This window comes from Chitinophaga nivalis (assembly GCF_025989125.1).
In the GTDB taxonomy this organism is placed as follows: Bacteria; Bacteroidota; Bacteroidia; order Chitinophagales; family Chitinophagaceae; genus Chitinophaga; species Chitinophaga nivalis.
Genome location: NZ_JAPDNR010000001.1, coordinates 370908 through 395115, shown reverse-complemented (window position 1 = coordinate 395115; position 24208 = coordinate 370908). Strand labels below are relative to the sequence as shown.

General features: G+C 45.2%; 21 protein-coding genes. 18 read left to right on the top strand and 3 right to left on the bottom strand.

The genetic code is table 11. The features are described from left to right. Positions 1–147 precede the first annotated feature (147 nt). The 15 genes from porG to OL444_RS01540 all read left to right on the top strand — a co-directional run bounded on the left by porG (position 148) and on the right by OL444_RS01540 (position 18085). A complete protein-coding gene (porG, locus tag OL444_RS01610; RefSeq protein ID WP_264734995.1) occupies positions 148–1014 on the top strand; it encodes a type IX secretion system protein PorG in 867 nt (288 codons plus the stop codon). Between the two features lie 218 nt (positions 1015–1232). Further along, on the top strand, positions 1233–1994 hold the full coding sequence (uppS, locus tag OL444_RS01605; protein WP_264734996.1) for an undecaprenyl pyrophosphate synthase: 762 nt from the start codon (positions 1233–1235) through the stop codon (positions 1992–1994). Beyond that, entirely contained in the window at positions 1975–4725 is a 2751-nt protein-coding gene (locus OL444_RS01600; protein ID WP_264734997.1) for a BamA/OMP85 family outer membrane protein, read from the top strand. Before uppS ends, OL444_RS01600 begins: the two co-directional genes overlap by 20 nt. A 67-nt stretch (positions 4726–4792) precedes the next feature. Further along, the gene (locus OL444_RS01595; protein WP_264734998.1) at positions 4793–5308 is read left to right on the top strand and encodes an OmpH/Skp family outer membrane protein; all 516 of its coding nucleotides are present in this window, start codon (positions 4793–4795) and stop codon (positions 5306–5308) included. A 58-nt stretch (positions 5309–5366) separates the two neighbouring features. Then, the gene (locus tag OL444_RS01590; RefSeq protein ID WP_264734999.1) at positions 5367–5876 is read left to right on the top strand and encodes an OmpH/Skp family outer membrane protein; all 510 of its coding nucleotides are present in this window, start codon (positions 5367–5369) and stop codon (positions 5874–5876) included. Positions 5877–6053: 177 nt separating this feature from the next. Next, positions 6054–6209: a 50S ribosomal protein L34 gene (rpmH, locus tag OL444_RS01585; RefSeq protein ID WP_012788729.1), complete on the top strand. Its 156-nt coding sequence runs from the start codon at positions 6054–6056 to the stop codon at positions 6207–6209. An 11-nt stretch (positions 6210–6220) separates the two neighbouring features. Then, a complete protein-coding gene (locus OL444_RS01580) occupies positions 6221–6622 on the top strand; it encodes a ribonuclease P protein component (RefSeq protein ID WP_371879035.1) in 402 nt (133 codons plus the stop codon). Between the two features lie 80 nt (positions 6623–6702). Beyond that, positions 6703–6933 carry a membrane protein insertion efficiency factor YidD gene (gene yidD / locus OL444_RS01575; protein ID WP_264735001.1) on the top strand — a complete coding sequence of 77 codons (231 nt, stop codon included), beginning with the start codon at positions 6703–6705 and terminating at the stop codon, positions 6931–6933. Between the two features lie 57 nt (positions 6934–6990). After that, positions 6991–8667, top strand: a complete 1677-nt coding sequence (locus OL444_RS01570; protein WP_264735002.1) for a S41 family peptidase — start codon at positions 6991–6993, stop codon at positions 8665–8667. Positions 8668–8703: 36 nt separating this feature from the next. Beyond that, complete coding sequence (locus OL444_RS01565; protein WP_264735003.1) at positions 8704–9249, top strand: sigma-70 family RNA polymerase sigma factor; 546 nt, start codon at positions 8704–8706, stop codon at positions 9247–9249. Positions 9250–9333: 84 nt separating this feature from the next. After that, complete coding sequence (locus OL444_RS01560; RefSeq protein WP_264735004.1) at positions 9334–10380, top strand: FecR family protein; 1047 nt, start codon at positions 9334–9336, stop codon at positions 10378–10380. 159 nt (positions 10381–10539) lie between these two features. Then, entirely contained in the window at positions 10540–13977 is a 3438-nt protein-coding gene (locus OL444_RS01555) for a TonB-dependent receptor (protein ID WP_264735005.1), read from the top strand. A gap of 19 nt (positions 13978–13996) precedes the next feature. Continuing rightward, positions 13997–15685: a RagB/SusD family nutrient uptake outer membrane protein gene (locus OL444_RS01550; protein ID WP_264735006.1), complete on the top strand. Its 1689-nt coding sequence runs from the start codon at positions 13997–13999 to the stop codon at positions 15683–15685. Between the two features lie 207 nt (positions 15686–15892). After that, positions 15893–17281 (top strand): Gfo/Idh/MocA family protein, encoded by a 1389-nt coding sequence (locus OL444_RS01545; protein WP_264735007.1) that lies wholly within the window; start codon positions 15893–15895, stop codon positions 17279–17281. Positions 17282–17296: 15 nt separating this feature from the next. Then, on the top strand, positions 17297–18085 hold the full coding sequence (locus OL444_RS01540; protein ID WP_264735008.1) for a 3-keto-disaccharide hydrolase: 789 nt from the start codon (positions 17297–17299) through the stop codon (positions 18083–18085). Between the two features lie 76 nt (positions 18086–18161). Here the strand turns inward: OL444_RS01540 and OL444_RS01535 are convergent, their stop codons facing one another. Further along, positions 18162–18764, bottom strand: a complete 603-nt coding sequence (locus tag OL444_RS01535) for a superoxide dismutase (RefSeq protein ID WP_264735009.1) — start codon at positions 18762–18764, stop codon at positions 18162–18164. Between the two features lie 299 nt (positions 18765–19063). Between OL444_RS01535 and OL444_RS01530 the strand changes: the two genes are divergently transcribed. The 3 genes from OL444_RS01530 (at position 19064) to OL444_RS01520 (ending at position 21399) form a co-directional block, all read left to right on the top strand. Then, positions 19064–19768, top strand: coding sequence for a LuxR C-terminal-related transcriptional regulator (locus OL444_RS01530; RefSeq protein ID WP_264735010.1), 705 nt, complete (start codon positions 19064–19066; stop codon positions 19766–19768). Between the two features lie 294 nt (positions 19769–20062). After that, positions 20063–20272, top strand: a complete 210-nt coding sequence (locus tag OL444_RS01525; protein ID WP_264735011.1) for a hypothetical protein — start codon at positions 20063–20065, stop codon at positions 20270–20272. Positions 20273–20466: 194 nt separating this feature from the next. Next, positions 20467–21399, top strand: coding sequence for an SPFH domain-containing protein (locus OL444_RS01520; protein WP_264735012.1), 933 nt, complete (start codon positions 20467–20469; stop codon positions 21397–21399). A 3-nt stretch (positions 21400–21402) separates the two neighbouring features. Here the strand turns inward: OL444_RS01520 and OL444_RS01515 are convergent, their stop codons facing one another. Together OL444_RS01515 and ligA are read right to left on the bottom strand one after the other, a co-directional pair. Then, positions 21403–21843 carry a nucleoside deaminase gene (locus OL444_RS01515; protein WP_264735013.1) on the bottom strand — a complete coding sequence of 147 codons (441 nt, stop codon included), beginning with the start codon at positions 21841–21843 and terminating at the stop codon, positions 21403–21405. Between the two features lie 114 nt (positions 21844–21957). After that, positions 21958–24066 (bottom strand): NAD-dependent DNA ligase LigA, encoded by a 2109-nt coding sequence (ligA, locus tag OL444_RS01510; protein ID WP_264735014.1) that lies wholly within the window; start codon positions 24064–24066, stop codon positions 21958–21960. Positions 24067–24208: the final 142 nt, after the last annotated feature.

Here is a 24208-nt window from a genome sequence, read left to right as displayed (position 1 = left end):
AGTATATTGCTACATTTATAAATATATTGCCTGCTGATTCTTAAATTAATTATGCCCTGAGTGCCGTGTGAACGTTTATCTGTTAGCATAATGATCAGCCATACATTAAATAAATCCGGCATTTTTGCGTTTAAGTAGAACTGATTTATGCTGAAACCTATTTTATATCCTAAATACATCGTTGTATCCCTGTTGCTGATGGCAGGGTGCCTGTTTGCAGGCAAAGCCACCGCACAGAATGAACTGGAATATGTAGGGGAACTGGGATTTTCTGTTGGCGCAGCGCAGTATTTCGGGGATCTGAACACCCGGGGCGCATTAAATACCCTGAAACCTGCCGTTGGGATATACTACCGGAAATACATGAACGATTATGTCGGTATCCGGGCACATGGAAGGTTTATGCAGTTGGGATACTCCGACACCTATAACAAAAATGAATTTCAGAAACGCCGTAATTTAAGTTTTAATACCAATCTGTGGGAACTGGCCCTGCAAGGCGATTTTAGCTTTTTCCGGTTCGAACCGGGGTCGCTCGACTACCGTTTTTCACCTTACCTGACCGGAGGCGCCAGTATTTTTACATTTAATCCATATACCTATCTTGATGGGCAAAAATACTACCTGCAACCCATGCGTACAGAAGGGCAGGGCACCGCGCTCTATCCCGAACGGAAGCCTTATGGCAAGGTAGCCTACGCCTGGGTGATTGGCGGCGGATTTAAATATAATCTCTCCAAAACGATGAATATCGGGCTGGAAGCGCTTTATCGTTTCACACAAACGGATTATCTGGACGATGTGAGTACTACCTACGCCGGCATAGCCGCATTTCCTCCCTTACCTAATGGCCAGCCTACAGTAGCTGCCAGATTACAGGACCGGTCCGGCGCAACGGGCACTCCGCTAGGGGTAGCCGGGCGTCAGCGGGGCAACAGCCGCGACAAGGACCAATATATTACCATTGAGTTAACAATTAGTTTTCTTTTTACTGCCTATCGCTGTAAATTTTGATTTACTTTTGGATTACTTTCTACGGGTAGGCATTCTATACCTGCCAACAGGTTGTAAATCTCTCCCAGTTTGTGTAAAGTCCCGCTGGTACTGAATTCGCTGTTAAAACTACGTTAAAAGACCATCCCGGGCTTTGCTAAAAAAGCCATTAATCTATTTTTGTATCTTTGCACCCTTTTAGTAAATCTGTATAATCTGTTATAATACGCCTGACACAAATGAGCTTGAAGGATAAATTGGACTTACAACGGTTACCGCGACATATTGCCATTATTATGGATGGGAACGGCCGTTGGGCAAAGGAGCGTGGACAAGACAGGCTGTATGGTCACCACGAGGGGGTAGAAAGTGTGCGCAATATTGTGGAGACCTGTGCAGAACTGGGTATCGGCTATCTGACGCTATATGCTTTTTCTACGGAAAACTGGGATCGCCCGGTTTACGAAGTGAATGGTATCATGGAATTGCTTGTAAACACCATCCGGAAGGAGGTGAATACCTTGTCTAAAAATAACATCAGGCTGAGCGTAATAGGGGATATGGAAATGTTGCCTCCTCAATGCCAGCAGGAAATGGAGGAAGCCATTGCGCTAACCAGCCATAATACCGGGCTTAATCTTGTCATGGCACTCAGCTATAGTGCCAGATGGGAAATAGTGAATGCTGCCCGGAAAATAGCGCTGGATGCAAAAGCAGGAACCCTCAATCCGGATGATGTAACGCCGGAAGTATGGGAGAAATATCTCTGTACAGCCGGTTTGCCAGACCCTGAATTAATGATCCGTACCAGCGGAGAATGCAGAATCAGTAATTTCCTACTATATCAACTGGCCTATGCGGAACTGTATTTTACAGAAACCCGTTGGCCGGATTTCCGCAATGAACATCTTTACCAAGCCATCTTAAACTTCCAAACCAGAGAACGGCGTTTTGGCAAAACAAGCGAACAAATTCAGCAGAATGAAGAAATTATTTCCTAAGGGCCTTCTGGCTATAGCATTATGTTGCAGTGCAGGGATTCGTGTATCCGCCCAACAAAAAGATACACTGCCTCCCGCACCGCCAGCCAATCCGCCAGCAGCGTCCCCGGTGTTTACAGGTACTCCGCAACAGTACGAAATTGCCGAAATCACCGTTGCTGGTACCCAGTACCTGGATAAATCATTGCTGCTGTCCTTATCTGGTCTCAGTGTAGGCGATAAGGTGACCTATCCCGGTGGCGACCAGTTTACCAAGGCTATCCAAAGCCTGTGGTCCCAAAGACTCTTTGCAGACGTTACAATTTATGTGACTAAAATCGAAGACAATAAGATCTGGCTGGAAATAGGGCTCCTGGAAATGCCCCGGATTGCCTCTTTTACTTTCAGAGGAATTAAAAAGTCCGAAGCAGATGATATTAGTACCAAAGCCGGTTTGCGGAAAGGAAGCGTGGTTACACAAAGCCTGAAACAAAACTTAATCGGCGTTGTGCATAAATTCTATGCCGACAAGGGTTATGGTAACGCTACTATAAAGATTGAAGAAAGAAAAGATACCAGTCAGGTAAATGCGACCAACCTGGTATTTAATGTGAATAAAGGGAACAAAGTAAGGATCGAGAATATCCATATCGTAGGTAACTACAATATCCTGGATGCGAAACTGAAAAAACGTATGAAAGGTACGAAAGAACGTACCCGTTTGACCCTGCATCCGGACAACCAGCATGTGTATGTAGACTCACTGGCGCAGCCGGATGACTTCTGGCAAACCTACGGTTTCCTCCAGCCTACACGGGCACTGGAACAACTGGACCCTTACTTCCGGTTCAAACTGTTCAGCTCTGCCAAATTCAACGAAGGAAAATATATTGAAGATAAAGGTAAAGTCATTGGTTACTACAACTCCAAAGGCTACAGGGACGCGGTTATCACAAGAGATACTACCTACAAATCCCTGAACAAAAACCTGAATATCGATATGCAGATCTCCGAAGGAAAGAAATACTACTTCGGTGATATCACCTGGAAAGGCAACACCCGTTACAGCGACTCTGTACTGACCCGTTTACTCGGTATCAAAAGAGGCGATGTGTATAACCTGGAACTGCTGGAAAAAAGACTGGGTAAACAAATGTCTCCGGAAGGTGGCGACATCAGTGGCTACTACATGGACTATGGCTACCTGTTCTTCCAGATAGACCCCGTGGAAATCGGTATTCGTGGCGACACCATCGACTACGAAATCCGTTTGCGTGAAGGGCCGCAGGCTACCATCAAGGAAGTGCGGATTGCCGGTAACGAAAAAACCAACGAACACGTTATCCGTCGTGAGCTGCGCACCATTCCGGGTGAAAAATTCAGCCGCCAGGATCTGATCCGTTCCAACCGTGAAATTGCCAACCTCGGCTTCTTCAACCCGGAAAAAATCGGGATGAATCCTGTGCCGAACGTAGCAGATGGTACGGTAGATATTGACTATACAGTAGAAGAAAAAGCAAACGACCAGCTGGAACTGTCTGCCGGTTGGGGAGGATATATCGGCTTAACCGGTACACTCGGGGTAACCTTCAATAACTTCTCCCTGCGTAATATTTTCAGAAAAGAAACCTGGGATCCGTTACCAAGTGGTGATGGTCAGAAGTTATCCGTAAGGGTGTCTTCCAATGGTAAAGCATACCGCTCCTATAACTTCTCTTTCACTGAGCCCTGGTTAGGTGGTAAGAAGAGAAATCAGTTTTCTGTGAGCTTCTACAGCAGCTACCAGAATCCGTATGCTTATCAGAACTATTACAGACCATATGATACTTCCTCTTCTTCCAATGGTCACTTTAAAGTATTGGGTGCTTCCGTTTCCCTCGGTAAACAGCTGAAATGGCCGGATGACTATTTCACCCTCATCTACTCTGTCAACTATCAGCAGTATAAGCTGAAGAACTATAACTACTTTGGTATTACCGGTTTTGACAACGGTACTTCCAATAACATCAACCTGAAACTCACGTTGTCGCGTTCTTCCGTGGATCAGCAGATCTTCCCGCGCAGTGGTTCCAACTTTATGTTCTCGGCCCAGTATACGCCGCCATACTCTCTCTTTAGTCCGAATAAAGACTATTCGAAAGAAAGTGTATCCGACCAGTTTAAATTCATCGAATACCAGAAATACCGCTTCAATGCAGAATGGTACGTACCATTGAGCCGTCCGATGGGCAGCGACAATAAAACCTTCGTATTGAAAGTAGCTGCTAAATTTGGTTATATCGGTCGTTATAACAACCGTACCAGGTTATCACCTTTCGGCCGCTTCGAGCTGGGTGGCGATGGTCTGAGTAACTTTGCCATCTACGATCGTGATATCATCTCCCAAAGAGGTTATCCGGTATACTATACTTCCGATCCGAGCTACAATCCTGAGTCTGGTCAGCCACAGGGATACGAAGGTTTCACAGTATTTAACAAATACGTAATGGAGCTGCGTTATCCTTTCAGTCTGAATCCAAGCTCTACCATTTTCGGGCTGGCATTTGTGGAAGCCGCCAATGGTTACCGCGATATGAAAGACTTCAATCCCTTTAACCTGCGCCGTTCTGCGGGTATCGGTATGCGTTTCTACCTGCCGATGTTTGGTTTGCTCGGGTTTGACTATGGTATCGGGTTTGACCGTCTGAAAGCCGGTGGTGGTCTGAAAGATGCAGCTAAGTTTACCTTTATGCTCGGTTTCGAACCAGAATAATGTGGAAATAAATTATATATTGCAAGTTTAACCATGGTTTGGTTTCGCAAAAAAAATCTATTGTAGCATGAAGAAATTGTTTATTACAGCAGCTATTATGTTGACTATGGCGGGAGCAGCAAGTGCGCAGCGCTATTGTGTGATAGATACCAAATATATCCTGGAAAGTATTCCTGAGTACAAAGAATCTCAGAAGAAACTGGATGCGGTGGCGGAACAATGGCAGAAAGAAATTGACGCCAAATTTCAGGAAGTAGATAAGATGTATAAATCTTATCAGGCGGAGCAGGTAATGCTGACAGAAGAACTGAAAAGAAAACGGGAAGAGGAGATTGTAGCCCGTGAGAAAGAAGCAAAGGAACTACAGAAGAAACGTTTTGGTTATGAAGGAGATCTCTTTAAGAAGAGAGAAGAACTGGTAAAACCTATTCAGGATAAAATCTACAATGCCGTACAGAAGCTGGCAGCTGGCAGAATGTATGATTTTGTACTGGATAAGGCCTCTGGTCAGACTGTCATATTCTCCGATCCGAAACTGGATAAAAGCGAAGAAATATTAAGATCCCTGGGCGTGAAAAAATAAGTACGCACCTATTTTTTAACTATAAGTATTTAAATTTTTTTTAAACACAGACAACATCATGAAGAAGTACGTAATTATTGCTTTTGTGGCAGTTACAGGTTTGTTCAGCGTGAATGCAATGGCGCAATCCAAAGTAGCGCATATCAATGCTCAGGCGCTGGTTGCCAGCATGCCGGAGGCTAAAAAAGCAGAAACTGATCTGCAAACTTTTGCACAGGGATTGGAAGGAGATGGAAAGGCCCTGGTGGATGAGTACACTAAAAAAATGAAGGAATTTGACGAGAAAGCAGCCAGCATGACCGAGAATATGAAAGAAATCAAAGGTCGTGAAATCCAGGATGCACAGAAACGTATCCAGGACTACCGTGAAGGTGCTGAACAGAAAGTACAGGCTAAACAGCAGGAACTGCTGAAACCAATCTACGACAAAGCCCGTAAGGCGATTGAAGACGTAGCTAAAGAAAAAGGTTATGGCTATGTAGTTGACAGCTCTGCCGGTATGTTACTGGTTTCTCCTGCAGCAGATGATATTCTGGCGCCAGTGAAAGCTAAATTAGGCATTAAATAAGTAATACTTTTAATATAAAAGGTGGGATACAGGACACTGTATTCCACCTTTTACATTTAAGATTTTGGATTTTAATTTTAATTTTCAAATATTTCTGCTACCTTTGCCTTCCGTTTTAAAAAACAGTATCCTTTAATCGGGAGCTTAGTATAGTACAGGTAAAAACAAAAAAAAGAAATGAAACGTACTTTTCAACCGCATAACAGACGCAGAAAGAGCGTTCACGGCTTCAGAAAGAGAATGGAAACAGCTAACGGCCGTAAGGTTCTGGCTTCCCGTAGAGCAAAAGGTCGTAAGAAGCTGACTGTTTCTGACGAACGTAAGCTGAAATAATTAGTAGCTAAATACTATTTGCCATAAAAACTTATTCTTTTAAAAAGGAAGAAAGGTTAAAAAGCAGAAAACTTATTGAAACGCTTTTTCGTGAAGGAAAAGCGTTTTCTGTTTTTCCCTACCGCATTGTATATATGCCGGTAAATTCATTGCCGGTGAACAAATATCCCGTGCAGGTAGGTTTCAGCGCCACCGCCCGCCGCTTTCCCCATGCGGCAGACCGTAACCGTATCAAGCGCCTGGGCCGTGAAGCCTGGCGGTTACAAAAACAGGAATTATATGACCAACTGCGGGCACAATCCCGTCAACTCGCGGTTTTCCTCATCTACACCGATAAAAAAATAGCCGATTTTTCTACCCTGCACGATAAAATTTCGGTAATTTTAAAAAAGCTTTCAACGGTTAGCGATTAGTCCCGTGCCTTCACTGTCAAGGTTTCCGGCTATCACAACCCGGGCTGAAAATGAAAGACTGACTATTATAATAGTTGCTTATGAAAAGTGTTGTGCGCTGGCTGGGGTATCCGTTTATTTTACTGATCAAACTGTATCAATGGTTTATTTCCCCGTTGCTGGGTAGTAAATGCCGGTACACACCCACCTGTTCCCAGTATGGACTGGAAGCCTTTAAAAAATATGGTATCTTCAAAGGTGGCTATCTCACCATTAAACGTATCTTGTCATGCCATCCCTGGGGTGGGCATGGATATGATCCGGTACCCTGATTGCAGGTAAACCGGAGGCCAACTGTTCCGTTTCATTCATCTTATATCTTCTTTTGCATGCGTGCTTTTTTGAATAAAAGAAAAAAATTGGCAGCACTCCTGCTACTGTTACTGACAACAGCAGGCATCTTTGCTTTCAACGAAAGTGACAGATACTTCCAGATCGCTAAAAACCTGGATATTTTCGCCGCCTTTTACCGGGAGCTGAATACTTACTATGTAGATGACTTGCCGCCGGAAAAAGTGATGAAAAAGGGTATTGAAGCCATGCTGGAAGAAACAGATCCCTTCACCGATTTCATTGCGGAAGAAAACCTGGATGACCTCAAATTCATGGCCACCGGCAAATATGGCGGCGTAGGGGCCTCTATCAATACGAACGGCGAATGGACCTCCATTACCGATGTATATGAAGGCAGCCCCATGGACAAAGCCGGCGTAAAACCAGGTGATATCATCGTCAACATGGGCGGAAAGTCCGCTAAAAACCTGCCCCAGGAAGAAATCAGCAAACAATTGAAAGGAGCCCCCGGCACCACCCTCGATATGATATTCCGCCACCCGCTGACCGGTGTGGAAACAGCCCGTAAAATTACCCGGGAAGAAATTAATGTGAGAGCCGTCAATTATACCGGCGTTGTAAAAAATGATATCGGCTATATCAGAATGACCCAGTTTACGGAAAACAGCGGGGCCATGGTACGTCAGGCATTTGAACAACTGAAGAAAGACAATCCCGGATTAAAAGGCGTGATGCTGGACCTGCGGGGTAACCCCGGCGGTCTGCTGGATGAAGCAGTAGTGGTAGCCAACATCTTTGTGGATAAAAACAAACTGATTGTAAGCACCAAAGGAAAGGTGAAAAACTGGGATCGTAACTACGAAACCACCGAACAGCCGGCAGATATGCACCTGCCACTGGTAGTACTGACCAATCATTCTTCTGCCTCTGCAGCGGAAATTGTAGCGGGCAGCATGCAGGACCTCGATCGTGGTCTGGTCATCGGCCAGCGCTCCTATGGCAAAGGGCTGGTGCAAACTACCCGTCAGCTGCCTTACAATACCAAACTGAAAGTAACAACGGCTAAATACTATACACCCAGCGGCCGATGCATCCAGGCCATCGACTATTCGCACCGTAATGACGACGGCAGCGTTGAGCTGGTACCGGATTCTCTCCGTAAATCTTTTACTACTGCAAACGGCCGTACCGTGAAAGATGGCGGAGGTATTGAACCCGATGTAAAATCAGATCCTACCTTTATCAGTCAGGTAGCGATCACCCTTATCCGGAAACAATTCATTTTCGACTACGCCACCAGGTATTATTACAGTCACCCGAAGATTGCACCAGCAACGGCTTTCACCCTCACCGATGCAGAGTTTACCGACTTTGAGCATTATCTCGATAGCAAAGATTATAGCTATAAAACCCGTAGTGAAGACGCGTTAGAGACTTTCAAGAATACGGCGAAGCGAGAAAAATACTACGATGCGGTAGCGCAGGAACTGGAAACACTGGAGCAGAAAATGAAACACGATAAAAAACAGGACCTGCTCAAGAATAAAACAGAAATCAAAAGATTGCTGGAAGAAGAAATTGTGAACCGCTACTATTCCCAGCCCGGCCGTATTGCCCGGTCATTGGCATGGGATAATGATGTAAATGCCGCCGCGGCAATTCTGCATGACCAGGCGAAGTACAAACAACTGCTGACGGTGCGCCGCCAGTAGTTTTCATTACTTTTTTCTATCAAAAGATATCGTGGTTTGAAGCATATAACTGATCCTGAATTGCTGCTGCTGCTGAGAGAAGATGATGAACGGGCTTTCCGGGAAATTTATGAACGCTACTGGAAAACCCTGTATCAGCAGGCGGTTAAAAAACTGGCTACCACGGAGGAAGTCAGGGATATTGTACAGGAAATATTTTTCTCTTTGTGGAAGTCCCGCCATACACTGGTATTGCGGGAAACCCTGCTGCAATACCTGTATACTTCCCTGCGCTATAAAATCATTGATTACTACCGGTTGCGTACTGTGCGCAGCCGGTACTACAGCAGCCTGCTGCAGGAAGAAGAAGGCCTGCAGCCGGAAATAAATGACCAGCTTTACTATCGCCAGTTAAATACGCTGGTAGAAGAAGAAATAAGACACATGCCCGCCAAAATGCAGGAAGTATTTGTGCTGAGCCGCGATCATAACCTGAATGCAGTAGAAATTGCACATAAGTTATCCCTGTCGCACCAGACGGTACGTAACCAGATCAGCACTGCCCTGAAAAGAATCCGCAAAAGACTGGATAATACCCTTTAATACTACTTTCGACCTGCCCTGAAAAAAAATTAAACCGTATATAGTACACTTATTCCCTATAAACGACAATCAATCACGGACGCTATGAAAAAAGATATGCCGGCACATATACCTGAAACTATCCTGGCTTTACTGATTGAACAGAGCAGCAGGGATTTATCTGCTGCAGAAAGCCAACAGGTAACAGACTGGTATGAAGGCCTGGAGCTGCATACGGTAGCAACGCTGTTGACAGATGAAACGATGGCTGCCACGGAAAAAGAACAGATCTGGGCACACCTGGCCGCCAGGTTACCGGCACCTGCCGCCAGGCGTTTCTGGTTGCGCCCTTTGATCCGGAATTGTGCCGCGGCGATATTATTAATGGCCGCATTAGGTGGAGGTTGGGCAATATACCGGCAGTTGAATCAGCCATACAAGCTGGAACTGGCTACCAGTAAAGGAAAGGTGCAGCATATCACATTGCCTGATGGCTCTGGTGTATGGCTGAGTGTAGATAGCCGGCTCCGTTACAATAACTGGGAAACAGGTAAGCCGCGGGAAGTGATGCTGGAAGGAGAAGCGTTTTTTGATATTGCGAAGCAGGCCGGTCAACCTTTTATTATTCATACGACCGCGCTGGATATTCATGTACTGGGCACCTCCTTCAATGTAAAAGCCTATAAGGAAGATGCTACTACAGAAACCACGTTGCTGAGCGGCGCTGTTCAGGTAGTATTGAAGCAGGAACAGAACAGAAAGGTGCAGCTGGCCCCCAGCCAGAAGCTGGTGGTAAAACATATACCGGCACAGCTGCTAACCGGAACAGCCGAAAATCGTGAAACACGTATAGCCAATAACGTTAGCTATCAGATAGAACCGGCCAAAGTCTTTACAGCAGACAGCAGTTTTGCGGAAACCTCCTGGAAAGATCATAAGCTGGCTTTTTTTGATCAGCCGTTTGAAGAAGTAGCAAGGCAGTTACATCGATGGTATGGTGTGACTGTCGTCTTTAATAATGAAACAATGAAAAAAGCCCGGTTTACGGGCACATTCCGCGATGAACCATTGCCGCGTGTGATGATGGCACTGCAACTGTCGGCACCTTTTAAATATCAGTTAAACAATGACACGTTAATGATCGATAAATAAATCAACTAAAACATATGGATAGCTAAAACAGTGAACAAATAGAAGAGGAAATGCTGGCACATTTCCCCTTCAATAAGATCAACCGGCTGTATACGGCACCCTGTCTTGGACGGATCGGGGCTGCTGCTGCCATTTTATTGACCTATAATACCTAAAAGTATGAAAAAAAAGAGACTTCCCGGGAAGGCTGATGGCTTCCGGGGAATGCCGTTCATTTATGTGCTAAGAACCATGAAGCTGACAGCCATTATTATGCTGGTAGCATGTTTGCAGGCTTCCGCCACTGCATACTCGCAAACCAAAATCACGCTGAGCACCAAAAGGATGCACCTTGTTAAAGTGTTGCAGGCCATTGAGGCGCAGGGGCACGTACGTTTTGTATACAACAACGATGTATTGCCGAATAACGAATTTATTTCCATTGATGTTACTGACCAGCCGGTAGAAGTAGTGCTGAGCAAGGTATTGAAGAATACCGATCTCACTTTCCGTGCACTGGATAAAGAACTGATTGTAATAGCACCGGCTGCTGCTGTCATCAAAAACATTCCGGTGAAAGGTAAAATCACCGATGAGAAAGGCAATCCGATACCTGGTGTAAACATACAGATAGCCGGTACCACAAAAGGTACGGTTACTACCGCCACCGGTACCTATCAGCTGGATGTACCGGATGATGCTACCTTACTGTTTACGTTTGTCGGATATGTACAGCAAACCATTGCTGTCAATAATCGTACAACCATTGACGTAGTCCTGAAGGAAGATACCAAAGGCCTGAATGAAGTGGTGGTAGTGGGATACGGTACCCAGAAAAAGGTAAACCTCACAGGTTCCGTAGCCACCGTGACGGCCGACAAACTGGCTTCCAGGCCGGTTACCTCTGTACAAAATGCGTTACAGGGGCTCGTACCGGGACTGACCATTCTGAACCGCCCCGGCGACGTAGGCAAAGATGTAGGTAGCGTGAGTGTACGTGGCCGTACCAACTTATCAGCTGCCGGTTCCAGCCCGATGTATATCATCGATGGCATTCCTTCTACGGCATCAGACATGGCTACGATTAATCCCAACGATATCGAAAGCATGTCTGTATTGAAAGATGCTTCTTCTGCCGCGATATACGGTTCCCGTGCCGCTAACGGGGTGATTCTCATTGCTACCAAAAGAGGAAAGGAAGGGAAGATGAGTGTGGATGTAAATGCCAGCTATGGTCTTACTTCACCTACCCGCACACCGGATTTCCTGGGCTCTGCAGATTATGCCCGGTTGAGAAATGAAGCCATCACCAATGATGGTGGTTTACCGTTGTATAGTGAAGAGCAGATCCGCAAATTTGCAGATGGCAGCGATCCGGATCATTATCCCAACACAGATTGGTATAAAGAAGCGCTGCGTAAGAATCCGGCCTTTAAAGATATTCAGATAGGCGTTAGCGGTAGTTCCAAAAATACCACTTACTACCTGAGTATGGCCTATCAGAACCAGCAGTCACTGGTGCCTACCAAAACCCTCGACCGCTATGCGGTACGTTTGAATACATCCTCTCAGGTACTGCCCATCCTCAACATCGGTACTAATGTCGCCTTTGTAAAACAGGATATCAATAACCGGGGCGATGAAATGAATTTTACGGAAATGAACCGTACTACGCCTACACTGGTTGCCCGTCATACTGATGGCAGCTGGGGTACGATCAATGCAGGGCAGACAGATGCTACGTTTGCAAAAAATAACGTGGTATGGAACAACCAGCTGGGTGGCCGCAACTGGGATAAAAACAATGCCTTTACCGGTGGTATCAATGGTACTTTAACGCCATTGAAAGGATTGTCTGTAAAGGGATTGGCTTCCCTGAAACTGGATAACCGGACTGCCAACCGTTTCTGGAATACCATGGCTCCGTTGGTGGACTTTGACACCAAGGCGCCCCTCATGACTACTGCACGTACCATTAACCGGATGCAGGAAAAATGGAGTCAGCGCCAGGCTTTGCTGTTACAGGCTTTTGCAGAATATGAAAGAACCTTCCATAAACAGCATTATACAAAAATTATGTTGGGTGCTTCTCAGGAAAGTAATGTATACCGGAATGTTGGCGTAGGCCGTCGGAATTTCCCTTCCAATAATCTGGGTACAGTAGGCGCAGGTGGCGGAACGGCCGACGATGCGCTGACAACAGACGATGACCAGCTCACTGATTTTAATATAGACAGAACCAAACAATCTCCCAACGGGTCTTATTCCGAAGTATGGGCTATCCGTTCTTACTTTGGCCGTATCAACTATGCATTTGCGGATAAATACCTGCTGGAAGCCAATATGCGTTTTGACTTGTCTTCCCGTTTTCATCCGGATTACCGCCTGGCAAAATTCCCGTCTGTATCTGCCGGCTGGCGTATATCGGAAGAAGCTTTCATGAAAAAAATCAGCTGGATAGACAACCTGAAATTAAGAGGTTCATGGGGTATACTGGGGAATGAAAGTGTAGTACCGTTGGGTAACTATTACGAATACATTGGCACCTATCCGGGCGCCTATAGTTTTGACGGGAATGTTGTGGATGGTGCTTATCAGGAGAATGCAGCTAATCTCAGCACTTCCTGGGAAAAAGTATACATGACCAACGTTGGATTCGATGGGTCTTTCTTCCAGGGCAAACTGGATGTAACATTGGATTATTTTGTGAAGAGAACAGAAGGTATCCTGATCAAACGACCGCTTTCTGATGATTACGGTTTAAAACCTGCCCTCATTAATGCCGGTGCTACCCGCAATAAAGGGATTGAACTGATGTTATCCTATCACAATAAGATCGGGAAGGATTTTACCTATAACATCTCCGGTAATATGTCCAAAATCACCAACCGCATTATAGATATGGGTGGTGTGGATGATAATATCCATGATACCTATTACATCGACAGGGTAGGAGAGTCCGTAGGTTCCTTTTATGGTTATGAAGCACTGGGACTGTTTGCAGATGATAATGATGTGAAAAACAACGCCGGACAAAAAGGGGTGGTACAAAAACCGGGCGATATCAAATTCAAAGATCAGAATAACGATGGTGTTATTGATGGTAAAGACCGTGTAGTGATTGGAAATGAGGTGCCCTGGCTGACATATGGCATCAACCTGAACCTGGGCTATAAAGGCATCGATTTTGGCATCATTACTTATGGTGTTACGAATGTAAAAACCTATCTGGGCCAGGAAGCTTCCAATGCGTTCTTTAACGGCGGTAAAGTGAAAGCCTACCACCTGGGTCGCTGGACGAAAGAAAATCCAGATCCTAATGCTGTGTATCCCCGTTTATCGGAGGTGCCTAAAGTGAATAATAATCCTATTTCTTCTTTCTGGTTATTTAAGGGAGATTATTTCCGTATACGTGCTATTACGCTGGGTTATACCCTGCCGAAACAGTGGGCTAAAAAAGCGGCTATGCAGTCGGCCCGGATTTATCTCGCGGCTAATAATCCGTTCACGTTTATGTTCGATAAACGCCTGACGGATTACGATCCGGAAATGGCTTCCGGCCGTGGTTCTTATCCGGGTGTAAAAACCTGGGCAGTTGGTGTAAACGTTAAATTTTAACCTGTAGAAAAAGAAGATTATGAAAAAACAGATTATAGCAGGTGCGGCATTGTTGATGACGTTTGCCTGGAGTGGTTGTTCAAAAGATTTCCTCAACAGGATACCGGAAGATAAAGTAACAACAGGTCAGTTCTGGAATACCCTCGCAGATGCCACCAATGCCTTGAACGGCGTATACGGAGGATTGGGATATTCTGCAGATGTAGCACATCTGATGGACGGACAGAATGCGATATATGACGATGGAGCATCTGATAATGCCCATGCCCAGTACCCATGGGAAAGCAATGCATCCGCTATTGCACTGGGTAATATTACTACGACGGAAAATGACGGCTGGGATTTTACACCCATTCGCCGGGCCAATGCATTACTGGAGAACATCGATCGGATCACGGCCATAGAACCCGGACTGAGAAACCGTTTGAAAGCAGAAGCGAAAGTATTGCGGGCTTTCTTTTATATGGGTTTAACCCTCAAATTTGGAGATGTACCATTGATTACCGCTACGAATCAGGGTGATTTACCAAGGGATAATAAAGAGAAGATTGTCAAGTTCGTTTTTGATGAACTGGATGCGGCGGCGGCTGTATTGCCGGAATCCTATCCGGGCGGGTATCCTAACGAAAAAGGAAGGGTTACCAAAGGAGCGGCGCTGGCATTGGCAGCACGTTTTCATCTGTACAGAAACGATTACGCCAATGCCCTGAAATATGCCAAATCAGTGATGGCAATTCCTGGTTATCAGCTTTTTAAAATCAATGCAGAAGATAGAGATGATGCAGTAGATAACTATAAGTTATGGGTTGATTTTACCAATGATGCAGAAGAGAAACGTTTCCGGTTAGGTATGCGTAGTTATGAGCAACTGTTCTGGGCCGCAAATAAAGGAAATGCAGAGGTGATTTTCGATCGCCAGCATACTTTCCAGAAAGATGTGCAATCAGAAAATACCTACCTGCCCCCTGCATTTATGGGCGGCTGGAGTTCTGTTACGCCTACCCAGGACCTCGTAAATGCTTACGCGGACTTCAAAACAGGGGAACCGCGTACCGGCACCATTGATGCCACTACCCGTGCCGCCAGATATGCTGCCAGAAAAGACCTGAGCCAAAAGCCTACTTACTATGATGAGTTCCGGAACCTGGACCCTCGTTTTTATGCCACGGTGATGTACGATAGCAGCACCTGGAATAAAGTAACTGGTAAAGACCGGTTTAAGTGGGCGAAAGGCTCCAATAACTCCAAAACAGGCTATAACTTCCGGAAGCTGGTAGATCCTGCTGCCTATCCGAATTACAGCAACTGGTCGAACCATATCATTATCCGTTATGCAGAGATCCTGCTCACCTATGCAGAAGCCAGCATTGAGTTGGGTACGATCGATGCCAGCGTATATGACGCCATCGACCAGATCCGGGAAAGAGCTGGTATGGCTAAGCTGGATCGTAGTAAATACAACAGTCAGCAAAGCCTGCGTAATGCCGTAAGACAGGAACGCAGAATAGAACTGGCACTGGAAGGAAACCGGTATATGGATATTCGCCGGTGGGGTATTGCTGCCACTGTCATGAATAAAACCATTTATGCAGTAGATGGCGGTAGTGTGGAAACCCGTACCTGGGCCAGCCGCCTTATGTTATTGCCGGTGCCGCAGTCGGCCATCGACAAAAATGCCCGTCTGTTGCCGAATAATCCGGGCTACTAAGAAACGCCGGCCGGCTATAAGAAAGACGCATGTTATAAAAGATAAACGGGGCGGTTGCCTCGGGGTATCTTTTACCACATGCGTCTTTTTTTCTTAATTAGTTCCTCCATTTTGCTTAAATTATGATTTCCGGTTTATTGTTTTTATTTTAACAAACGCATTATGTAATTAAACGTTATTATTTTCTTCAACCTAAATGGGGGTATCATGCCAGTAAATTCCAATGAAAGCTCACGCAGAAATTTTATCAGCAAATTTGCCAAAGGAGTGGTGGGTGCATCACTGTTGCCCGGCATCATCACAGCTGCGGATAGAAAAAGAAACATTCAATCACTGTCACGCCTGAACGAAAAATACAGTGCCAACGATCACATACAGATAGCCCTTATTGGCGCTGGTGGGATGGGTACTGCTGATGCCAACACGGCTATTACGGTACCTGGTGTAAAGCTGGTAGCTGCCTGCGATTTGTATGATGGCCGGCTGGCAGATGCTAAAAAGAGATACGGGAATGATATTTATACCACCCGTAATTATAATGATATTCTGGATCGCAGTGATATTGATGCTGTGATTATTGCAGTACCTGATTTCTGGCATAAGGATATATCGGTAGCTGCTATGAACAAAGGCAAATCGGTATACTGCGAAAAGCCAATGGTACATGATATTACAGAAGGTCCGGCGGTAGTAGCTGCCCAGCAGAAAAACGGCAAAGTGGTGTACCAGGTAGGTAGCCAGGGTATGAGTTCCCTGGGTAATGAAAAGGCACGGCAGCTGCTGAAAGACGGCGCTATCGGCAAACTGAACTATGCAGAAGGTTTCTGGGCGCGTATGTCGCCTACCGGCGCCTGGCAGTATCCGATTCCTGCGGATGCTTCCGCGAAAACAGTAGACTGGGAGGCTTACCTGAAAAACGCACCGAAGCGGGCTTTTGATCCGCTACGTTTCTTCCGTTGGCGTAATTACCGGGATTATGGTACCGGTGTTTCCGGCGACTTATTCGTACACCTGTTCTCCAGCCTGCACTTTGTAACCGGATCTATCGGGCCCGAAAAAGTAATGGCGACCGGTGGTTTACGCTATTGGAAAGATGGCCGCGAAGTACCGGATGTAATGATGGGGATGTTTGATTATCCGGAAACAGATATACATCCTGCGTTTAACCTGTCGTTGCGGGTGAACTTTGTAGATGGTACCGGTGGTACCAACTACCTGCGCATGGTAGGTAGCGAAGGCTCCATGACGGTAGAATGGGATAAGGTGACGTTATATCGCAACAGAAATCACGAGGATGCCAATGATCCGCTGACGCAGTCTAATGCTGCTGCTGACCCCGGAAAAGCGTATACCTATCACCGTAAGGAGATGCTGGCACCGGATAAAACGGAATATATTGCCGAAGACGGATATAAAGGCGCGCATTTTGATCACTTCTATAACCTGTTTAATGCGATGCGTACCGGCGGAAAAGTAGCGGAGGATTCGTTATTTGGTTTCCGTGCAGCCGCACCGGCATTATTGTGTAACGATAGTTACTTCAGCAATAAGATCATTCAATGGGATCCTAAAAATCTGAAACTGGTTAATAAATAATTAAATGTTCCAAATATGAAAAAACTATTCATGCCCGCACTGTCAGTTGTGGCCATCACGGTAATGTCCTGTGGAAATGGTGCCTCAACTGCAAGTAAAGATTCCACAGCAGTAACAGCGGATACTGCCATCCAGCAGGCAGTGACTGCTGATACGGCTGCAGCGGCTGTATTGAGTGATGCAGATAAAGCTGCCGGCTGGCAGTTGCTGTTTAATGGTACTAGTAAAGATGGTTGGCGCGGTTATAAAAATAAATCAACAGAACCCTGGGTAGTGGAAGGCGGTTTATTGCATTGCCTGGGCAGTACGTCAGACAAGAGCGATAAACGTGGCGACCTGATTACAGATAAGGAATATGAAAACTTTGAGCTGGAAGCCGACTGGAAGCTGGCAGCCAAAGGTAACAGTGGTATCCTGTATATGGTCACCGAAGAATTTGATGCCCCTTATTTAAGTGGTCCGGAATACCAGATCATTGATGATAATAATTTCCCGGAGAAGCTGGAAGACTGGCAGAAAACCGGTGCTAACTATGCGATGAATCCGCCGCTGGTAGCAGCCGCCAACCCGATAGGAGAATGGAATACCACGAAGATCATTGTCAATAAAGGACATGTAGAGCACTGGTTGAATGGCAAAAAAACAGCGGAGTATGACCTGGGCAGCGCCGACTGGAAAAAGAACAAAGCTACAGGTAAATGGAAGGATGCCAAAGGATATGGTATGACCCGGAAAGGGCATATTGCTTTACAGGATCACGGCAGTGAAATCTGGTTCAAAAATGTAAAAATCAAAGAATTGTAAGTAAGCTGATATAAAACGGCCCGCTCCTGCTGGAGCGGGCCGTTTTAAGTTATAAAGTTTTCGGTTGGAAACAGACCTATGCTTTTTCGAAACGTTCACCAACTGTTTTCCAGTCTACTACATTCCAGAATGCTTTCAGGTATTCCGGACGACGGTTCTGGTATTTCAGGTAGTAAGCATGTTCCCATACGTCTACACCCAGGATAGGAGTGCCTTTTACTTCAGCAACGTCCATCAGTGGGTTGTCCTGGTTAGGAGTAGAGGAAACTTCCAGTTTACCATCCTTTACCAGCAGCCATGCCCAGCCTGAACCAAAACGGGTAGCGCCTGCATTGTTGAATTTTTCCTGGAAAGCTTCAAAAGAACCAAAAGCACTTTTGATGGCATCTGCCAGTTTACCGGTAGGTTCGCCACCTGCATTAGGGGCCAGGCTGGTCCAGAAGAAACTGTGATTCCAGTGACCACCGCCATTATTTCTAACAGCCGGGCTGATAGTACCAGCCTTAGCTACTAATTCTTCCAGTGATTTGTTTTCGTTTTCTGTACCGGCCACCGCTTTATTCAGATTATCAACATAAGCCTGGTGGTGCTTACCATGGTGAATTTCCATAGTCAATTTATCAAAATGTGGCTCTAACGCGTCAGTGGCGTAGGGTAAGCTCGGAAGTGTAAATGCCATAACTCAGATTTTTTATGGGTTTTAAAATATGATTCTATTGATAGTCGCCAAATTTACTGCCTAATCCTTTAAATATCAATTTAGAAATTGACAGGATGGTCTCTTTTTTACGAAAAGCGCGTGCCAAGATTGCAAAAACTGCAAATCAGAAAATCTCCTGATTCCCGGAATAGTCAGGGGCTTGGTCATATGGGATTTTATTTTATATTTACATATACTCAGTTTAACAGGACGTAACATTAGGCATATTTGAGTGTGCTTGGTTGTTGTTTACCTATTGTTTGTTTAAAACTTAAAGTATGCAGACAGGCTCGGATTTAGGGCAAAATATTTCCCTCAGCACCTTACAGAAGGAGAATGAACAATTAAAAAATCGTGTCAACTGGCTGGAGAGTATTTTACATCATGTACCAGCCATGGTTTATAGTTATGATAATAACACTAAAACCGTGACCTGGTGTAATGATTGCCTGGCGGAAACGGTAGGCTTTTCTCCGGAGGAGATGAAGGGTATGGGAATAGATTTTTTCCGCGATATTATGCATCCGGATGATTTTAAGCTGGCAGCAGTGGCCCAGCAATCCTTTATCAATAATAAAAGCCAGTTTGGCGGATTGGCCCGGATACGCAAACGGGGAGAAACAGAATACCGCTGGTTGATCGGATTGGAAGTGCCTTTTACACATGATAAGAATGGAAGGGTCGTAGAAATAATATGTGCCTTTCTGGATCTCACCAATGCGATTGATACCAATCTGCAGTTATCTGCTGCCCTGAGCGAAATACTACGCCGGCAAAATGAAACCTTGTTCAATAAACTGACTGCCCGTGAAAAAGATGTATTGGGGTTGGCAGTACAGGGACTGAATAATAAGGAAATCGCAAATTCGTTGAACCTTAGCCGTTATACAGTAGAAACGCACCGGAAAAACATCCGCCTGAAGCTAAAAGTGCGTAATACCACCGAGCTGGTGGCGATAGCCAGAAAAATTGGTTTTGAATAAATAGTATGTGAAAATACTATTGGTTTTTATTATTTTTGGATCAGTTTTTCGATTTGTTGATTTTTGGGCCGATCGTATAATAGCTCTTATTATAAAATATAATTATTTAATTATCATAGTATTAGGGATGCTCATACGCCTTGTTGGGGTTGCTAAAATTTGCTAAATTATCCCAAAAATACCCAAGGTTGGGTATTTGCTTGTTTTTGAAACTCCACTAATTTAGTGAATTAGTATGAAGCATGTTTTTTAAACCATTTGACATGATTATTGGCTGAAATACCCCCTATCACTATGATAACTGAGGAAAGAGCATTTAATATTTTGGAATTACACGAATCTGCTACAGCCGAAGAGATTGTAGCCAGGTACGAGAATCTGAAAGATCAGTACAAAAAAATCAAAGAAGAAACAGAAGACCTGAGAACCAGGTTGGCGTATCAGTTAAAGCAAATAGAACTAGATGATGTATTCATATATTTCAGAAGAAAACAAAGGATATAGCTAAGCTTTTTTTATTATTCATTCGTTGTGTTTTTAAGCTCAGTTTTCTCATCCATTGTTTGACTTCAAATTTTTTCCCTCAAAATAACCGGCCCCGCATGTATTTCCCCGCTTGCACCTGTTCTCCGCAGTGTGCCCATTATTTTGGTATATTTACCCCGTTATCAGACTACCCCTGACCTAAAAAACGAACTATGAATGTATTCCTGATTATTTTGGCAGTACTACTGGTTTTAGTAGTATTATCAGCATTTGTGACGGTACAGCAAGGGAATGTGGCGGTTACTACCATCTTTGGTAAGTATAACCGTATCCTCTTTCCGGGACTGAATTTTAAAATACCTGTTATTGAAAAGGTGTTTAAAAGAGTATCCGTGCAAAACCGGTCAGTAGAACTGGAATTCCAGGCTATTACCATTGACCAGGCCAATGTGTACTTTAAAGCGATGCTCCTGTATGCCGTATGGAACCAGGACGAAGAAACGCTGAAAAATGTAGCCTTTAAATTTATGGATGAAAGAAGCTTCATGCAGGCGCTGGTGCGCACCATTGAAGGTTCTATCCGCGGATTTGTAGCTACTAAAAGACAGGCAGAAGTACTGGGCCTGCGTAAGGATATTACCGAACACGTAAAAGAACAGATTGATAAAACCCTGGAAGAGTGGGGTTTTCATTTGCTGGATCTGCAGATGAATGATATCACTTTTGATGAAGTGATCATGAGATCAATGGCCCAGGTGGTGGCTTCCAATAACCTGAAAGCGGCTGCTGAAAACGAAGGCCAGGCATTATTGATCACCAAAACCAAAGCCGCGGAAGCAGATGGTAATGCCATCAAAATTGCAGCAGAGGCAGAACGTCAGGCCGCGCAATTACGTGGTATGGGTGTGGCCCTCTTCCGCGAAGAAGTGGCCAAGGGTATGACCATGGCTGCCAAAGAAATGCAACAGGCCAACCTGGATACTTCCGTGATCCTGTTCTCCATGTGGACAGAAGCCATTAAACACTTTGCAGAAAATTCAAAAGGTAACGTCATCTTCCTGGATGGCTCATCAGAAGGAATGGAACATACCATGCACCAGATGATGGGACTGAATAAGTTGATGGAACCTGGTAAAAAACAATAGTACCTATCTTCTTTGTTCAAAGAAAGTTTTCATCAGCTGTAAACTTTCTTCGCTGCAGGGCCCCGCTTCCAGTTTTGTTTTAGGATGAAACGGGGAGCGGTCGCCGGTAGCACGGCGATAACTGTTCTTGTCATCCGCCGCAGCATATACAATCTTTCCGATCTTACTCCAGTAAAGGGCGCCGGCACACATCAGGCAAGGCTCTACGGTTACATACAACGTTGCTTCCATTAAATATTTACTGCCCAAAGTATTGAATGCTGCTGTTAAGGCAATCATTTCCGCATGTGCGGTACAGTCATTCAGTTTCTCTACATGGTTATAGCCCCGGCCAATGACACGGTTGTTCATGACTACGACTGCACCGATGGGTACTTCTCCGTCGTCAAATGCCTTCCGTGCCTCCTGCAGCGCCTGCCGCATAAAATAAGTATCGTCCATCATATAATAAGTTGCTGCGAAATAGGTGAATGGAATACCAGGTATAACGCTGCTGGCAGTACGTAGTAAGGTGTACGGACAAAAGTGTTATACCTGGCGGATGACAGGTAATGATAACTATGGTTGAATCATTGCCAGGAAATCATCTTCCGAAAGTATCTTGATGGTATTGATTTTTTTAGCCTTCTCCAGCTTGCTGCCGGCTTCTTCTCCTACTACAAGGAAGTTGAGTTTACTGCTTACGCCGCTCACTATTTTACCACCTTGCTGCTCTACCATTTCCTCTGCGTCACTGCGTTTCAGTTTAGTGAGGGTGCCGGTAAAGAGGAAGGTCTGGCCGGTGAGATTACCGGATACCGGCAGGCTGCTTTGCGTGTTGGCCATGTTAATACCCAGTGCTGCGAGTCTGTTCAGCATCTCAATATTATCATGGTTAGCAAAAAATAACCGGATAGACCCGGCTACTTTGGGGCCGATGTCTTCCAGGGTGAGGATTTGTTCTTCCGTCCAGGTTTGCAGATCCATGATGTGAGAGACTGCATTGGCCAGCGTTTTGGCAGTTGTTTCCCCCACGTATCTGATGCCCAGTCCAAAAATCAGCCGGTGCAGCGGCTGTGTTTTCGATTGTTCTATAGCGGTTTGCAGATTGGTGAGAGACTTCTTGCCAAAGCCTTCCAGCTGACCGATTTTATCGAAGTCCAGTTCATAGATACCAGGAATATCTTTCAGTAATCCCAAGGAAAAGAATTTACGCACATTGCTTTCGCCAAAGCTTTTTATGTCCATGGCGTCCTTGCTGACAAAGTGAATCATTCTTTCTACCACCTGCGCTTCACAGTTGATATTGGTGCAGCGCCAAACGCTTTCTCCTTCCGGCTTTACAAGCTGGTCGCTGCAAACCGGGCAATGGGTAGGAAATACAATCGGTTGTTCGGTACCGTTGCGGAGGTCATCCACCGACTTTACAATGTAGGGAATTACATCGCCGGCTCTTTCTACCAGTACGGTATCACCGAGTTTCAGGTCTTTCTCCCGGATTACATCTTCATTAAAAAGAGAGATGGAGGATACGGTTACCCCACCGATATGTACCGGATCTATTTTAGCTACCGGAGTAACGGAGCCTGTGCGGCCTACCTGGAATTCCACATGACGCAGTTTACTGGTGGCCTGCCGGGCTTTGAATTTATAGGCAATTGCCCAGCGGGGGTGATGGGTCGTCATCCCTAATTTATCCTGCAGGGCATAATCATTTACTTTGATCACCATGCCATCGATTTCATAAGGCAGGTTATCCCGTTCTGTTTCAAACCAAAGGCAATAATCGATAACAGCCTGTATGCCTTTCACTACCTTTTTTTCTTTGGCCGGGCTGCGGAAACCGAGGGTAGACAAGAGATCCAGCGTACCGCTATGCGTTTGTATTTCCGCCGGTTCTGTCTTGCCGGTATCCATAACATGATAACTCATGTGGTACAGGAAGGCTTCCAGTCCGCGTTTGGCTACTTCATTCGGATCTACCATGCGCAGCGAGCCGGAAGCAGCGTTGCGCGGATTGGCCAGTGGTGGCTGGTTTTCGGCGATCCTTTTATCGTTGAAGGCTTTAAAGGTATTTTTATTGATCAGTACTTCTCCCCGGATTTCTATCTGATGAATACCATATTTGGAAAAGCTGGCAGATAATGGAATAGAACGTATTTGTTTGATATTGGTAGTAATATCTTCCCCAGCAATACCATCCCCGCGGGTGGCGCCACGTACCAGGCGATCATCTTCATAAATGAGAGAGATGCTGGCGCCATCGAATTTAGGTTCTATGCAGTATTCTATTTCCGGCAGTCCGGCGCTTTCCCGTGCTTTGCGATCCCAGTCAATGAGGTCATCTGCATTGTAGGAGTTCTCCAGGCTTAGCATGGGCACCAGGTGCTGTACAGTAATAAACTCTTTGGTAAGTCCCTGCGCTACACGCTGGGTAGGAGAGTCTGCGCTGACCAGATGTGGGTTCTCCACTTCCAGTTTTTTAAGCCAGGCAAACAACTGATCATATTCATAATCACTGATTACCGGTTCGCTTTGCACATAGTAGCGCCAGTCATTGTATACAATCACCCGACGTAATGCTTCCAGTGTTTCGTCAACAGAATGCAGCAATCGTTGTTGTTGTAAATGGCTGAGCAGGTCTTTGGCCAGCTGCGCCAGGGTTCTTTCTATCTCCTTCGTGTACATAATATATGAAAGTGAGCTGTAAATTTAAACTTATCTTTTAGGGTTAAATATAACTATCTAAAAAATTCGTCACTTTTTGTATTAAATGTGGTATTTTTTTCTTTCATTTGATTATTGATAATTTTCCGCGTTTACTGTAATT

Excerpts from the sequence above, each read along its gene's own strand:
- porG (WP_264734995.1), top strand. The coding sequence starts at position 148 with ATGCTGAAACCTATTTTATATCCTAAATACATCGTTGTATCCCTGTTG.
- uppS (WP_264734996.1), top strand. The coding sequence starts at position 1,233 with ATGAGCTTGAAGGATAAATTGGACTTACAACGGTTACCGCGACATATT.
- OL444_RS01600 (WP_264734997.1), top strand. The coding sequence starts at position 1,975 with ATGAAGAAATTATTTCCTAAGGGCCTTCTGGCTATAGCATTATGTTGC.
- OL444_RS01595 (WP_264734998.1), top strand. The coding sequence starts at position 4,793 with ATGAAGAAATTGTTTATTACAGCAGCTATTATGTTGACTATGGCGGGA.
- OL444_RS01590 (WP_264734999.1), top strand. The coding sequence starts at position 5,367 with ATGAAGAAGTACGTAATTATTGCTTTTGTGGCAGTTACAGGTTTGTTC.
- rpmH (WP_012788729.1), top strand. The coding sequence starts at position 6,054 with ATGAAACGTACTTTTCAACCGCATAACAGACGCAGAAAGAGCGTTCAC.
- yidD (WP_264735001.1), top strand. The coding sequence starts at position 6,703 with ATGAAAAGTGTTGTGCGCTGGCTGGGGTATCCGTTTATTTTACTGATC.
- OL444_RS01570 (WP_264735002.1), top strand. The coding sequence starts at position 6,991 with ATGCGTGCTTTTTTGAATAAAAGAAAAAAATTGGCAGCACTCCTGCTA.
- OL444_RS01560 (WP_264735004.1), top strand. The coding sequence starts at position 9,334 with ATGAAAAAAGATATGCCGGCACATATACCTGAAACTATCCTGGCTTTA.
- OL444_RS01555 (WP_264735005.1), top strand. The coding sequence starts at position 10,540 with ATGAAAAAAAAGAGACTTCCCGGGAAGGCTGATGGCTTCCGGGGAATG.
- OL444_RS01550 (WP_264735006.1), top strand. The coding sequence starts at position 13,997 with ATGAAAAAACAGATTATAGCAGGTGCGGCATTGTTGATGACGTTTGCC.
- OL444_RS01545 (WP_264735007.1), top strand. The coding sequence starts at position 15,893 with ATGCCAGTAAATTCCAATGAAAGCTCACGCAGAAATTTTATCAGCAAA.
- OL444_RS01540 (WP_264735008.1), top strand. The coding sequence starts at position 17,297 with ATGAAAAAACTATTCATGCCCGCACTGTCAGTTGTGGCCATCACGGTA.
- OL444_RS01535 (WP_264735009.1), bottom strand. The coding sequence starts at position 18,764 with ATGGCATTTACACTTCCGAGCTTACCCTACGCCACTGACGCGTTAGAG.
- OL444_RS01530 (WP_264735010.1), top strand. The coding sequence starts at position 19,064 with ATGCAGACAGGCTCGGATTTAGGGCAAAATATTTCCCTCAGCACCTTA.
- OL444_RS01525 (WP_264735011.1), top strand. The coding sequence starts at position 20,063 with ATGATAACTGAGGAAAGAGCATTTAATATTTTGGAATTACACGAATCT.
- OL444_RS01520 (WP_264735012.1), top strand. The coding sequence starts at position 20,467 with ATGAATGTATTCCTGATTATTTTGGCAGTACTACTGGTTTTAGTAGTA.
- OL444_RS01515 (WP_264735013.1), bottom strand. The coding sequence starts at position 21,843 with ATGATGGACGATACTTATTTTATGCGGCAGGCGCTGCAGGAGGCACGG.
- ligA (WP_264735014.1), bottom strand. The coding sequence starts at position 24,066 with ATGTACACGAAGGAGATAGAAAGAACCCTGGCGCAGCTGGCCAAAGAC.